This is a genomic window from Stutzerimonas balearica DSM 6083, from assembly GCF_000818015.1.
GTDB classification, from domain to species: domain Bacteria; phylum Pseudomonadota; class Gammaproteobacteria; order Pseudomonadales; family Pseudomonadaceae; genus Stutzerimonas; species Stutzerimonas balearica.
In genome coordinates, this window is sequence record NZ_CP007511.1 from 1,535,546 (window position 1) to 1,547,934 (window position 12,389).

Below are 12,389 nucleotides of genomic sequence, written 5' to 3' on the forward strand. Positions count from 1 at the left end.
GAGTGGGCGTGGCTCCGATCGAAAAATAGGCCGGCGGGATTGTAACTATCGACATGCGCGGCTGTCAGTGTTTCGTCCGCTGCACAATGGCGGGCGCCAAGGAGTGACATTCATCTTCCGGCAGGGGAGGGCTGATGACACGCACCTGGCGCGCCGTCATAATGTAGCCCCTTTTTTCAGCCCCTACATGTGGAAGGAACTGTCCCGTGACTCAGAAGCCCGACCAGTGTCTTGGTGAATGGATTGACCGCGAAGCGCTCGCCGAAGCGATGATTCCGCTGATTGGTCAGCTGTACCGTAACAACAACGTGGTGACTTCGATCTACGGACGCGGCCTGATCAATCGTTCGGTCATCGAAATCCTCAAGGCCCATCGCTTCGCGCGTCACCGTCTGGCTGACGAGACCGAGCTGTCGGTTCACGATTCCTTCCAGGTGCTCAAGACCATGAGCGAGATGAACCTGGGCGCGGCGTCGATCGACCTGGGCAAGATGATCGCCAAGTACAAGGAAAAGGGCGAAGGGCGCGGCCTGGAACAGTTCGTGCGCGACGAGCTGTCGGCGGTTGCCGACAAGCGTCACGCCGCCGCAGGACACAAGGGCACCGACGTGGTGCTCTATGGTTTCGGCCGTATCGGCCGCCTGCTGGCCCGTATCCTGATCGAAAAGACCGGTGGCGGCGACGGGCTGCGCCTGCGTGCCATCGTCGTGCGCAAGGGGGCGGAGAACGATCTGATGAAGCGCGCCAGCCTGCTGCGCCGCGATTCGGTTCATGGCCCGTTCAATGGCACCATCACCATCGACGAAGCCAGCAACACCATCAGCGCCAACGGCAACCTGATCCAGGTGATCTATTCGAACGATCCGTCTTCGGTCGATTACACCCAGTACGGTATCGAGAACGCCCTGCTGGTCGACAACACTGGCAAATGGCGGGATGCCGAAGGCCTGAGCCAGCACCTCAAGTGTGCCGGCGTCGCGCGCGTGGTGTTGACCGCGCCGGGCAAGGGTGAGCTGAAGAACATCGTCCACGGCATCAACCACGGCGAAATCACCGCCGACGACAAGATCATCTCTGCGGCTTCCTGCACCACCAACGCCATCGTGCCGGTGCTCAAGGCGGTGAATGACCAGTACGGCATCGTCAACGGTCACGTGGAAACCGTCCACTCCTACACCAACGACCAGAACCTGATCGACAACTTCCACAAGGGCAGTCGTCGTGGCCGCAGTGCTCCATTGAACATGGTGATCACCGAGACCGGCGCGGCGACCGCGGCTGCGAAAGCGCTGCCGGTGCTCAAGGGCAAGCTGACCGGCAATGCCATCCGCGTGCCGACGCCGAACGTCTCGATGGCCATTCTCAATCTCAACCTCGAGAAGGCGACCAGCCGCGACGAAATCAACGAGTACCTGCGTCAGGTGGCCATGCACTCGGAGCTGCACAAGCAGATCGACTTCGTCAACTCGCCGGAAGTTGTTTCAACGGATTTCGTCGGTTCCCGCCACGCTGGCGTGGTGGACGCCGAGGCGACCATCTGCAGCGACAACCGCGTCGTGCTCTACGTCTGGTATGACAACGAGTTCGGCTACAGCTGCCAGGTGGTGCGCGTCATGGAAGAAATGGCCGGGGTCAACCCACCCGCCTTCCCGCGCTGATCGCCAGCGGTCGCCAAAGAAAACGGGAGCCTCAGGGCTCCCGTTTTTTATTACCCAGAGGTCGAGTTTCCTTTGGGCGTTATTCAGGGTTTGCTTGTCTGCAGTCAAAAAGCAGCCTGCTTCGGGTGGCCATGCGGCAAGGCAGACCTCTATAATCGGGCGGATTTTTTACCTGGACCTGCGGCATAGCGCCGCGCCGAAGTCATGTCGGCGTGGCGTAGCGGCTATTAGGCCGCGATTGTCACGCAGGTGCGGAAAGTGCTTATAAATTAATTGGTTAGGCAAACCGATGATCAATATAAAACGAGGGCTGGATCTGCCCGTCGCCGGGGAGCCCGCGCAGCGGATCGAGGCTGGCAGGCCCATCAGGAGCGTCGCGGTCATAGGCTTTGATTATCCGACCATGAAGCCAACCATGGCCGTGCAAGTGGGTGATCGGGTCAAGCTTGGACAAGTGCTGTTCTCTGACAAGAAAACGCCCGGGGTCCACTACACTGCGCCGGGTGCCGGCGTGGTCAGCGCGATCAATCGCGGCGAGAAACGCGTCCTGCAGTCGGTCGTGATCGACCTGGAAGGTGACGATCAGCTGGAGTTTGCCAGCTATCCTGCCGCCCAACTCGAGGCGCTGTCCGCCGAACAGGTTCGCGAAAATCTCCAGCAGTCCGGGCTGTGGACGGCGCTGCGTACTCGCCCGTACAGCAAGGTGCCGGCGGTCGACGCCGTGCCCAGTTCAATCTTCGTCACGGCGATCGACACCCACCCGCTGGCCGCCGACCCTGTCGTGATCATCAGCGAGCAGCCGGAAGCCTTCGAAAACGGCCTGAAAGTGCTCGGCAATATCGCACCGATCTTCCTGTGCAAGGCTGCTGGTGCAGCGCTGCCCGGCGAGGGTTTGCCCAAGGTCCGAAGCGAAGCCTTCCAGGGGCCGCACCCGGCCGGGCTTGCGGGTACCCATATCCACTTCCTCGACCCTGTCAGTGCGACCAAGAGTGTCTGGAATATCGGCTATCAGGACGTCATTGCCATCGGCAAGCTGTTCGTCAGTGGCCGGCTCTCGGTAGAGCGTGTCGTTTCGCTGGCCGGGCCGGTCGTCGACAAGCCGCGCCTGGTGCGCGCGCGCCTCGGCGCCAACCTCGACGAGCTCACTGCCGGTGAATTGCAGCCGGGAGCCAATCGCGTGGTCTCGGGTTCGCTGCTCGGCGGCCGCACCGCGCATGGTGCGTTCGCCTATCTCGGCCGCTACCACCAGCAGGTGTCCTGCCTGCGCGAGGGCAAGGAGCGCGAGATGCTGCACTACCTGCGTGCGGGCTCCGACAAGCACTCGGTGCTGAACATCTTCATCTCCAAGCTGATGGGCGCCAAGAAATTCGCGCTTACCACCACCACCAACGGCAGCCCGCGGGCGATGGTGCCGGTCGGTAACTACGAGCAGGTCATGCCGCTGGACATCCTGCCTACCCAGCTGCTGCGTTCGCTGATCGTCGGCGATACCGAGATGGCGCAAAAGCTCGGCTGTCTGGAACTCGATGAAGAGGACCTGGCGCTGTGCACCTATGTCTGCGCCGGCAAGTATGAATACGGCCCGATCTTGCGGGACAACCTGACCCGCATCGAGAAGGAGGGATAAGGCATGGGCATTCGCGCATTCCTCGACAAGATCGAGCATCATTTCGAGAAGGGCGGCAAGTACGAGAAGTGGTACGCGCTCTATGAAGCGGCAGACACCTTTCTCTATCGCCCCGGCAGCGTGACCAAGACCACCGCGCACGTGCGTGACGGTCTTGATCTCAAGCGCATGATGATCACCGTCTGGCTGTGCACCTTCCCGGCGATGTTCTTCGGGATGTGGAACACCGGCTATCAGGCGAACCTGATCTATGCCGCCAACCCCGATCTGCTGCAAGCCCAGGGCGACTGGCAGTTCGCGTTGACCGCGATGCTCGCCGGTTTCGATCCCAGCAGCCTATGGGACAACTTCATCCAGGGCGCCGCTTACTTCCTGCCGATCTACGCAGTGACCTTCATTGTCGGCGGCTTCTGGGAAGTGCTGTTCGCCTCGATCCGCAAGCATGAGGTCAACGAAGGGTTCTTCGTGACGTCGGTGCTGTTCGCATTGATCCTGCCGCCGTCCATCCCGCTCTGGCAGGTGGCGCTGGGCATCAGCTTCGGCGTGGTGATCGGCAAGGAAGTGTTCGGTGGCACCGGCAAGAACTTCCTCAACCCGGCGCTGACCGGTCGTGCCTTCCTGTTCTTTGCCTATCCGGCTCAGATGTCCGGTGATGCCGTCTGGACGGCGGTCGACGGTTTCGCTGGCGCGACCACGCTCAGCCTGGGTTTCGCCGGTGGTATCGACAACGTGGTGCAGAATGGCATCACCTGGATGGACGCCTTCGTCGGTACCATCCACGGCTCGATCGGTGAAACCAGCACCCTGGCCATCTTCATCGGTGGCGCTGTGCTGCTGCTGACCAAGATCGCTTCCTGGCGCATCGTCAGCGGCGTGATGCTCGGCATGATCGGTCTCAGCTATCTGTTCAACCTGATCGGCTCGGACACCAATGCCATGTTCGCCATGCCCTGGTACTGGCACATGGTCGCCGGTGGCTTTGCTTTCGGCATGATCTTCATGGCCACCGACCCGGTGTCGGCATCGATGACCAATACCGGCAAGTGGGTGTTCGGCATCCTCATCGGGGTCATGGTGGTACTCATCCGCGTGGTCAACCCGGCGTTCCCGGAAGGCATGATGCTGGCGATCCTGTTCGCCAACCTCTGTGCGCCTTTGATTGACCACTTCGTCGTTCAGGCCAACGTCAAGCGGAGGCTGGCCCGTAATGTCTAGTCAGAAAGAATCCACCGTTCGCACGCTGACGGTAGCCCTGCTGGTCTGCCTGGTGTGCTCGGTCTTCGTCGCCGGCGCGGCGGTCGCGCTGCGACCCACGCAACAGCAGAACGCGTTGCTGGACAAGCAGCGCAGCATTCTTGCGATCGCCGGGCTGGGCGAAGCCGGCATGTCCGGCAAGCAGGTGCGCGAGCTGTTCAATGAACGCATCGTCACCCGTCTGGTCGATCTCGAAACCGGCAAATTCAGCGACGAGTTCGAGGCCAAGAGCTTCGATCCGCTGGCCGCCGCCAAGGATCCGCAGCTGTCGCAGGCTCTGCCGGCCGAGCAAGATATCGCCTCGATCAAGCGCCGTGAGCGTTACAGCATCGTGTACATCGTCGAGGGGCAGGGTGAGGGGGCGATCGATACCCTGATCCTGCCGGTCCGTGGTTATGGCCTGTGGTCCACGCTGTACGGCTTCATGGCGCTCGAGGGTGATCTGAACACGGTTGCCGGCCTGGGCTTCTATCAGCACGGTGAAACGCCCGGCCTCGGCGGCGAAGTGGACAATCCGAAGTGGCGCGGCCTCTGGCCGGGCAAGGAGCTGTTCGGTGACAACGGCAACCTGGCGATCCAGGTCGTCAAGGGTGGTGTCGATCCGAAGAGCCCGAAGGCCGACCATCAGGTCGACGCGCTTGCCGGGGCAACCCTGACCAGCAACGGTGTGAACAACCTGTTGCATTTCTGGCTCGGTGAAAACGGCTTCGGTCCTTTTATCGCTAACCTGCGTGCCGGGGAGGCCTGAACATGTCGCAACCCAAAGTCAAAGACGTTCTCCTGAATCCGATCGTCGCCAACAACCCGATCGGTCTGCAGATTCTCGGTATCTGCTCCGCACTGGCGGTGACCTCGAACCTGAAGACCGCGCTGGTGATGTCCATCGCGCTGACCCTGGTGACCGGTTTCTCCAACCTGTTCATCTCGATGATCCGCAGCCAGATCCCAAGCTCGATTCGCATGATCGTGCAAATGGTGATCATCGCTTCGTTGGTGATCCTGGTCGACCAGGTGCTCAAGGCCTATGCCTTCAGCCTGTCCAAGCAGCTCTCGGTATTCGTCGGCCTGATCATCACCAACTGCATCGTGATGGGGCGCGCCGAGGCGTTCGCCATGCAGAACCCGCCACTGCTTTCGTTCTTCGATGGCATCGGTAACGGCCTGGGCTACAGCGCCATGTTGATCGTGCTGGGTATCGTTCGCGAGCTGTTCGGCGCCGGCAAACTGTTGGGTTACACCATCCTGCCGGTGGTCAACGACGGCGGTTGGTACCTGCCGAATGGCCTGCTGTTGCTGCCGCCGTCCGCGTTCTTCCTCATCGGTCTGATCATCTGGGGCATCCGTAGCTGGAAGAAGGAACAGGTCGAGAAACCTGCCTTCAAGATGGCGCCGCAAGTCTCGAGCAAGGAGGCTTACTAATGGAGCATTACATCAGCCTGTTCGTCCGCGCCGTGTTCATCGAGAACATGGCCTTGGCGTTCTTCCTCGGCATGTGTACCTTCATCGCGATTTCGAAGAAGGTCGAAACCGCAATTGGCCTGGGTATCGCGGTGATCGTCGTGCAGACGGTCACCGTGCCGGCCAACAACCTGATCTACACCTACCTGCTGAAGGCCGGGGCATTGTCCTGGGCCGGGTTGCCGGATGTGGACCTGAGCTTTCTCGGTCTCCTGAGCTATATCGGCGTGATCGCGGCCATCGTGCAGATCCTCGAGATGCTGCTCGATAAGTACGTGCCCAGCCTGTACAACGCGCTGGGTGTGTTCCTCCCGCTGATCACCGTGAACTGCGCCATCATGGGTGGCACGCTGTTCATGGTCGAGCGTGACTACAACCTCGGCGAGAGCATGGTCTACGGGCTCGGCTCCGGCGCTTCCTGGGCTCTTGCCATCGCCTTGCTGGCAGGCATCCGCGAGAAGCTGAAATACAGCGACGTACCGGAAGGGCTGCAGGGGCTGGGCATCACCTTCATCACCATCGGACTGATGTCGCTGGGCTTCATGTCTTTCTCTGGCGTACAGCTGTAAGGACGGGATGAACTGATGAGTTACGAAATTTTCCTCGCCATCGGCATGTTCACCGCCATCGTCATCGCGCTGGTGATGATCATCCTGGCTGCTCGCGCCAAGCTGGTATCCAGTGGCGATGTGTCGATCGAGATCAACGGTGAGCGCACGATCACCGTGCCGGCTGGCGGCAAGCTGCTGCAGACCCTGGCGGCCAACAACATCTTCCTGTCTTCGGCGTGCGGCGGCGGCGGTACCTGTGCTCAGTGCAAGTGCATCGTCGAGAGCGGTGGCGGCGAGATGCTGCCGACCGAGGAGTCGCATTTCACCCGCCGCGAGGCCGGTGAGGGCTGGCGCCTGTCCTGCCAGACACCGGTCAAGGCGGACATGAAGATCGAGGTGCCGGAAGAAGTCTTCGGCGTGAAGAAATGGGAATGCACCGTTGCGTCGAACCCCAACGTCGCGACCTTCATCAAGGAGCTTACGCTCAAGCTTCCCGAAGGCGAGAACGTCGACTTCCGGGCGGGTGGCTATGTGCAGCTGGAGTGTCCTCCGCACACGGTCAACTACAAGGATTTCGACATCCAGCCTGAATTTCGCGGCGACTGGGACAAGTTCAATCTGTGGAAGTACGTTTCCAAGGTCGACGAAACCACCATTCGCGCCTACTCGATGGCCAACTACCCGGAAGAGAAAGGCCTGGTCAAGTTCAACATCCGGATCGCCTCGCCGCCTCCGGGTCGTGATGATGTCCCGCCGGGCAAGATGTCGTCCTGGGTATTCGGCCTCAAGCCGGGTGACAAGGTGACCGTGTACGGTCCGTTTGGTGAGTTTTTCGCCAAGGATACCGATGCCGAAATGGTCTTCATCGGTGGCGGTGCCGGCATGGCGCCGATGCGTTCGCACATCTTCGACCAGCTCAAGCGTTTGAAGTCCACCCGCAAGATGAGCTTCTGGTACGGCGCCCGCTCGTTGCGTGAAGCGTTCTATGTGGAAGAGTACGACCAGCTGCAAGCGGAGAATCCGAACTTCGAGTGGCATCTGGCCTTGTCCGATCCGCAGCCCGAGGACAACTGGCAGGGGCCGACCGGCTTCATCCACAACGTGCTCTACGAAAACTACCTGAAGAGCCACCCGGCGCCCGAGGATTGCGAGTTCTACATGTGCGGCCCGCCCATGATGAACGCCTCGGTAATCAAGATGCTGACGGACCTGGGGGTCGAACCGGAGAACATCCTGCTCGACGACTTCGGCGGTTAGCATGATCAAAGCGCTACTGCAGCCCGTCTTGACTGCCGCTCTCGCGGCAGCCCTGACGGGCTGTCTGTTTCAGGACCGGCTCGAAAGCTTCGACGGGCCGACCATGGGCAGTACCTATTCGATCAAGTATGTGCGGGGCGACGGCGTGCCCGCGCGCGATGTGCTGCAGAAGGAAACCGAGCGGATATTGGCCGATCTGGACCGACAGCTGTCGACCTACAGAGCCGACTCGGACATCGCCCAATTCAACCGGCTGCCGGCCGGGCAGTGCCAGGCCGTGCCTGAGGCTGTACGTGAGCTGGTCGCCGCCGGCGAGCGGCTATCCAGGCAGACCGGCGGCGCCCTCGACCTCACGCTGGAGCCGTTGCTCGACCTCTGGGGGTTTGGCCCGCAGGGGCGCATGGAGCGCATTCCGTCCGAGAGCGAAATCGCCACGGCGCGGGAAAACGTCGGTCACCGACATCTGCGAATCGAAGGCGAGCAGCTGTGCAAGGATGTTGCCGCCCAGGTCGATTTCAACAGCATCGCGGCGGGCTATGCGGTGGATCGGGTCGTGGCGCGGCTGAAGGCGCTCGGCGTGAAGAGCTATCTGGTCGAAATTACCGGCGAGCTCAAGGCCGAAGGGCACAAGCCGGACGGCCAGCCCTGGCGGATCGCGATCGAAGCGCCACGTGACGACCAGCGAGTAGCGCAGCGGATCGTCGAACTCGATGGCCTCGGTGTGTCGACCTCTGGCGACTATCGCAACTATTTCGAGCGGGATGGCCGGCGCTATTCCCATACAATCGACCCGACCACCGGCGCCCCTATCGAGCATCGGTTGGCCGCTGTCACGGTGCTGCATCCCTCGACCCTCGAAGCCGATGGTTTGTCGACGGCACTGATGGTGCTGGGGCCGGACAAGGGACTGGAGTTCGCCAATCGGCACCAGCTCGCGGCCCTCTTCGTCGTGCGGCAGGGTCAGCAATTCGTCAGTACGAGCTCCACGGCTTTCAAACAGCTGTTCGGTGAAGGAGAAGACAAATGACCTGGCTACTGGTTTTTCTGGTGATGCTTCTCGTCGTCTTTGGCATGGCCATTGGCGTGATCATGGGGCGCAAGCCGATTGCGGGTTCTTGTGGAGGTATCGCGGCCTTGGGAATCGAGAAGGAATGCTCGATCTGCGGAGGCAGCCGCGAAAAGTGCGAGGAAGTGAACCAGGAGCGAGCGCAGACGCAGAGCGACCTGGCCTACGACGCGACCCGTAAGTGAGTGGATTCGGCCCGTGTCGAGCGCCGTGCGCCCCACGGGCACTGAAGGATTGTTTGGTGCGGCGCTAGCGTAGCGACCGCGTTTGGGGAGTACATATGGCTGTCTATAACTACGATGTGGTGGTGCTGGGCTCCGGCCCGGCCGGCGAAGGCGCGGCGATGAACGCCGTCAAAGCCGGGCGCAAGGTCGCCGTGGTCGACAATCGACCGCTGGTGGGCGGCAACTGCACCCACCTGGGGACCATTCCGTCCAAGGCGCTGCGTCACTCGGTGCGCCAGATCATGCAGTACAACACCAACCCCTTGTTTCGTCAGATCGGCGAGCCGCGCTGGTTCTCCTTCCCGGACGTGCTCAAGAGCGCCGAGAAGATCATCAGCAAGCAGGTGACCTCGCGCACCGGTTACTACGCGCGCAACCGGATCGATACCTTTTTCGGAACGGCCAGCTTCGCCGATGAGCAGAGCGTCGAGGTGGTCTGCCTGAACGGTATGGTCGAGAAGCTGGTGGCCAAGCAGATCGTGATTGCCACCGGGTCGCGCCCCTATCGCCCGGCTGACATCGACTTCAACCACCCGCGGATCTACGACAGCGACACCATCCTTACGCTGAGCCATACGCCGCGTCGGATGATCATCTACGGGGCCGGGGTGATCGGCTGCGAATATGCTTCCATCTTCAGTGGCCTGGGCGTGCTCGTCGATCTTATCGACAATCGCGATCAGCTACTGTCGTTCCTCGACGACGAGATTTCCGATGCGCTGTCCTACCACCTGCGCAACAACAATGTGCTGATCCGGCATAACGAAGAGTACGAGCGCGTCGAGGGGCTGGACAACGGTGTGATCCTGCACCTGAAGTCGGGTAAGAAGATCAAGGCCGATGCCTTCCTCTGGAGTAACGGGCGTACCGGCAACACTGACAAGCTGGCGCTGGAGAACATCGGCTTGAAGGCCAACAGCCGTGGCCAGGTTCAGGTCGACGAGCACTACCGCACCGAGGTCGGCAACATCTATGCGGCGGGCGATGTGATTGGCTGGCCCTCGTTGGCCAGTGCAGCCTACGACCAGGGACGCTCGGCAGCTGGCAGTATCGTCGAGAACGATACCTGGCGGTTCGTCGACGACGTGCCGACGGGCATCTACACCATTCCGGAGATCAGCTCGATCGGCAAGAACGAGCGCGAGCTGACGCAGGCCAAGGTCCCCTACGAGGTCGGCAAGGCGTTCTTCAAGAGCATGGCGCGTGCGCAGATCTCCTACGAACCGGTCGGCATGCTGAAGATCCTCTTCCATCGCGAAACGCTAGAGGTGCTTGGCGTGCATTGCTTCGGCTATCAGGCCTCGGAGATCGTGCATATCGGTCAGGCGATCATGAACCAGAAGGGGGAGGCGAACTCGATCAAGTACTTCGTCAACACCACCTTCAACTACCCGACCATGGCCGAGGCTTATCGGGTCGCGGCGTTTGACGGTCTGAACCGGCTTTTTTGAGAGGCTCCGACCGGTGGCCTGAGCCGGTCGGAGGCACCGGTGATTCCCGGCAATGGCATTGGCCCAACCGGGAAAGCCTTTAGATCAGGTCACGGTAGCGTACCGCATGCTGCCAAGCGTCCAGGCCCGTCGGCATCCGCCGGCGGGCCTTTTCGTTTTCCGCTATGACCGTCCGGCCAGGGTGGTGGTGGCAAGCCTGGGGAAGTCGGTGATCAGGCTGTCGACGCCCATGTCCGCCAGACGCAGCATGAGTGCCGGCTCGTTCACTGTCCAGGTGGAGACATGCAGGCCTTGTCGCTGTGCCTTGAGCAGTCGCCCGGGCGTACAGAGCGACCATTTCAGGGCCAGTAGGTTGCAGCCATACGCCTTGGCGACCTTCAGCGGGTCGAGCCAGCCATACTCGGCGACCAGGCCGCGGGAAAGATGCGGGGCCAGCTCTGCAAGCGCCTTGAGCACCACGCGCGATCCGGAGGTCACCGTGATCCGCTCGCTAAGGCCGTGGCGTTCGGCGAGGGTAGCGATCGCCAGCACCGTCCGCCTGGCGCGTTCATGCGATGCGCTTTTGACTTCCAATTGCCAATGCTCGAAGTCGCAGCCAGCAAAAAGCTCTTCCAGGCGTGGAATCGGGCACGGCTGTTCCCAGCCGGGGCCACCGAGGCGAGCGTCGTAGCTGGCAAGCTCCTGCGCACTGTGTTCGGCGACTTTGCCGCGCCGGCCGGTGGTGCGCTTCAGTGTGGGATCGTGGATGACCATCAGCTCGCCATCGCGAGAGAGATGTAAATCGAGTTCGCAGCGGTTCACGCCGTCTTGCAGGCACAGCTGAAAGCCGGCCAGTGTATTTTCCGGCGCCTGGCCCTTTGCGCCTCGATGGCCATAGATCTGGGTCACGGTTGCTGCTGATCCTGAGGAAGGTGAAGAGGCCGATGGTCGATGACGCTGTCGATGACGCGGTCGCCTTCGAAGTAGACCGAAAAGGTGCGGTAGTCCCATCGGGTGATCGGCGGCTGGCCGACAGGGGAATGTTCGTTGTCGGGCAACCCGAAGCGTTCCAGCACTGCGCCCTTGCTAGCCCCGCGCGAGGGTAGCGCCAGCTCGCCGCCGCCCTGTTGGCCGAGCGGAATGACGATCTGTTCGGCCTGTAGCGCACTGCTGAAGGCGAGGGTCAGGCTGAGAAGGGCGTAGCGCAACATCGGATCAATCTCCTTGCGGGGTCTCACGGGCCAGACGACGTTCCAGCGCCTGTTTCTGCAGGATATGCCGAGCCAGCAGTTGCCGTTGTGCGTCAGTCAGCGCTTCGAATTCCGTGCCGAGCTGAAACTGACCGCCTTCCGCGGCTTCGCAGTGCAGGACGCGTGCAGCGAGCAACAGGCCGAGGCCCTGCGGCAAGAGAATCATCTTGAGGAGCAGCGGCGTGCCAACCCTAATCGGCTGCTCGTGAACGAAGCTGACGCCACCTTCCGACAGGATGACGTCGCGCTCGCAGTCGCTCTCGGCGAGCAACCCCTGCGCCAGCGCCTGGCCAAGCAGGTCGATGCGTCGGTTCTGCACTTTCAGGTAGTTGGCGAGGGTGCGATTCTGATCGGCAATTTGCCGCAACAGATGCTGGGACTCGAAATCCAGCTGATGCAGCTCGGCGAGCAAGGCGAACTGCCGTGGCAGCGCAGGCGGCTGATTGTTACCGTCCGCTTCAGCGGGCAGTATTTCCAGTGCGATGCGGTCCTCGATACGGTAGTATTCCCGGCGTTCTTCAGTGTCTTGTGTCGGCATGGCACGCCCCGCTAACGATGGTGGCGTGAGTCTATCAGGCCTTCGGGCATCAGCCGTCACGCTCGTTTTTCCCCGC

The 12,389-nt window shown here is 61.5% G+C and carries 13 protein-coding genes; 10 read left to right on the top strand and 3 right to left on the bottom strand.

Annotation, left to right across the window (positions count from 1 at the left end; genetic code table 11):
* The first annotated feature begins 206 nt into the window (after positions 1-206).
* The 10 genes from CL52_RS07035 to sthA all read left to right on the top strand — a co-directional run bounded on the left by CL52_RS07035 (position 207) and on the right by sthA (position 10,546).
* The gene (locus tag CL52_RS07035) at positions 207-1,658 is read left to right on the top strand and encodes a glyceraldehyde-3-phosphate dehydrogenase (protein WP_041106143.1); all 1,452 of its coding nucleotides are present in this window, start codon (positions 207-209) and stop codon (positions 1,656-1,658) included.
* Positions 1,659-1,947: 289 nt separating this feature from the next.
* Complete coding sequence (locus CL52_RS07040) at positions 1,948-3,285, top strand: Na(+)-translocating NADH-quinone reductase subunit A (RefSeq protein ID WP_043219356.1); 1,338 nt, start codon at positions 1,948-1,950, stop codon at positions 3,283-3,285.
* Positions 3,286-3,288: 3 nt separating this feature from the next.
* Positions 3,289-4,500 (top strand): NADH:ubiquinone reductase (Na(+)-transporting) subunit B, encoded by a 1,212-nt coding sequence (locus CL52_RS07045; protein WP_043219359.1) that lies wholly within the window; start codon positions 3,289-3,291, stop codon positions 4,498-4,500.
* Entirely contained in the window at positions 4,493-5,287 is a 795-nt protein-coding gene (locus tag CL52_RS07050) for a Na(+)-translocating NADH-quinone reductase subunit C (protein WP_041106138.1), read from the top strand. The genes CL52_RS07045 and CL52_RS07050 overlap by 8 nt, the downstream gene beginning before the upstream one ends.
* 2 nt (positions 5,288-5,289) lie before the next feature.
* The gene (locus CL52_RS07055; RefSeq protein ID WP_041106136.1) at positions 5,290-5,958 is read left to right on the top strand and encodes an NADH:ubiquinone reductase (Na(+)-transporting) subunit D; all 669 of its coding nucleotides are present in this window, start codon (positions 5,290-5,292) and stop codon (positions 5,956-5,958) included.
* Positions 5,958-6,566, top strand: coding sequence for an NADH:ubiquinone reductase (Na(+)-transporting) subunit E (gene nqrE, locus CL52_RS07060; protein WP_041106134.1), 609 nt, complete (start codon positions 5,958-5,960; stop codon positions 6,564-6,566). Before CL52_RS07055 ends, nqrE begins: the two co-directional genes overlap by 1 nt.
* 12 nt (positions 6,567-6,578) lie before the next feature.
* Positions 6,579-7,805, top strand: a complete 1,227-nt coding sequence (gene nqrF, locus CL52_RS07065) for an NADH:ubiquinone reductase (Na(+)-transporting) subunit F (protein WP_173425373.1) — start codon at positions 6,579-6,581, stop codon at positions 7,803-7,805.
* 103 nt (positions 7,806-7,908) lie between these two features.
* Positions 7,909-8,832: an FAD:protein FMN transferase gene (locus tag CL52_RS07070; RefSeq protein WP_082042012.1), complete on the top strand. Its 924-nt coding sequence runs from the start codon at positions 7,909-7,911 to the stop codon at positions 8,830-8,832.
* Entirely contained in the window at positions 8,829-9,056 is a 228-nt protein-coding gene (gene nqrM / locus CL52_RS07075; RefSeq protein WP_041106128.1) for a (Na+)-NQR maturation NqrM, read from the top strand. The genes CL52_RS07070 and nqrM overlap by 4 nt, the downstream gene beginning before the upstream one ends.
* A gap of 95 nt (positions 9,057-9,151) precedes the next feature.
* Positions 9,152-10,546 carry a Si-specific NAD(P)(+) transhydrogenase gene (gene sthA / locus CL52_RS07080; protein WP_041106126.1) on the top strand — a complete coding sequence of 465 codons (1,395 nt, stop codon included), beginning with the start codon at positions 9,152-9,154 and terminating at the stop codon, positions 10,544-10,546.
* 162 nt (positions 10,547-10,708) lie between these two features.
* Here the strand turns inward: sthA and CL52_RS07085 are convergent, their stop codons facing one another.
* From CL52_RS07085 to CL52_RS07095, 3 genes are read right to left on the bottom strand one after another with little or no spacing between them, the layout of a single operon-like run.
* On the bottom strand, positions 10,709-11,434 hold the full coding sequence (locus CL52_RS07085; RefSeq protein WP_043219367.1) for a glycerophosphodiester phosphodiesterase: 726 nt from the start codon (positions 11,432-11,434) through the stop codon (positions 10,709-10,711).
* The gene (locus CL52_RS07090; RefSeq protein ID WP_043219370.1) at positions 11,431-11,736 is read right to left on the bottom strand and encodes a hypothetical protein; all 306 of its coding nucleotides are present in this window, start codon (positions 11,734-11,736) and stop codon (positions 11,431-11,433) included. Before CL52_RS07090 ends, CL52_RS07085 begins: the two co-directional genes overlap by 4 nt.
* A gap of 4 nt (positions 11,737-11,740) precedes the next feature.
* Entirely contained in the window at positions 11,741-12,313 is a 573-nt protein-coding gene (locus CL52_RS07095) for a PilZ domain-containing protein (RefSeq protein WP_043219373.1), read from the bottom strand.
* Positions 12,314-12,389 lie beyond the last annotated feature (76 nt).

Coding starts and splice junctions, on each gene's coding strand:
- CL52_RS07055 (WP_041106136.1), top strand. CDS start 5,290: ATGTCGCAACCCAAAGTCAAAGACGTTCTCCTGAATCCGATCGTCGCC.
- CL52_RS07040 (WP_043219356.1), top strand. CDS start 1,948: ATGATCAATATAAAACGAGGGCTGGATCTGCCCGTCGCCGGGGAGCCC.
- CL52_RS07090 (WP_043219370.1), bottom strand. CDS start 11,736: ATGTTGCGCTACGCCCTTCTCAGCCTGACCCTCGCCTTCAGCAGTGCG.
- CL52_RS07045 (WP_043219359.1), top strand. CDS start 3,289: ATGGGCATTCGCGCATTCCTCGACAAGATCGAGCATCATTTCGAGAAG.
- CL52_RS07070 (WP_082042012.1), top strand. CDS start 7,909: ATGGGCAGTACCTATTCGATCAAGTATGTGCGGGGCGACGGCGTGCCC.
- CL52_RS07095 (WP_043219373.1), bottom strand. CDS start 12,313: ATGCCGACACAAGACACTGAAGAACGCCGGGAATACTACCGTATCGAG.
- nqrM (WP_041106128.1), top strand. CDS start 8,829: ATGACCTGGCTACTGGTTTTTCTGGTGATGCTTCTCGTCGTCTTTGGC.
- CL52_RS07050 (WP_041106138.1), top strand. CDS start 4,493: ATGTCTAGTCAGAAAGAATCCACCGTTCGCACGCTGACGGTAGCCCTG.
- sthA (WP_041106126.1), top strand. CDS start 9,152: ATGGCTGTCTATAACTACGATGTGGTGGTGCTGGGCTCCGGCCCGGCC.
- nqrE (WP_041106134.1), top strand. CDS start 5,958: ATGGAGCATTACATCAGCCTGTTCGTCCGCGCCGTGTTCATCGAGAAC.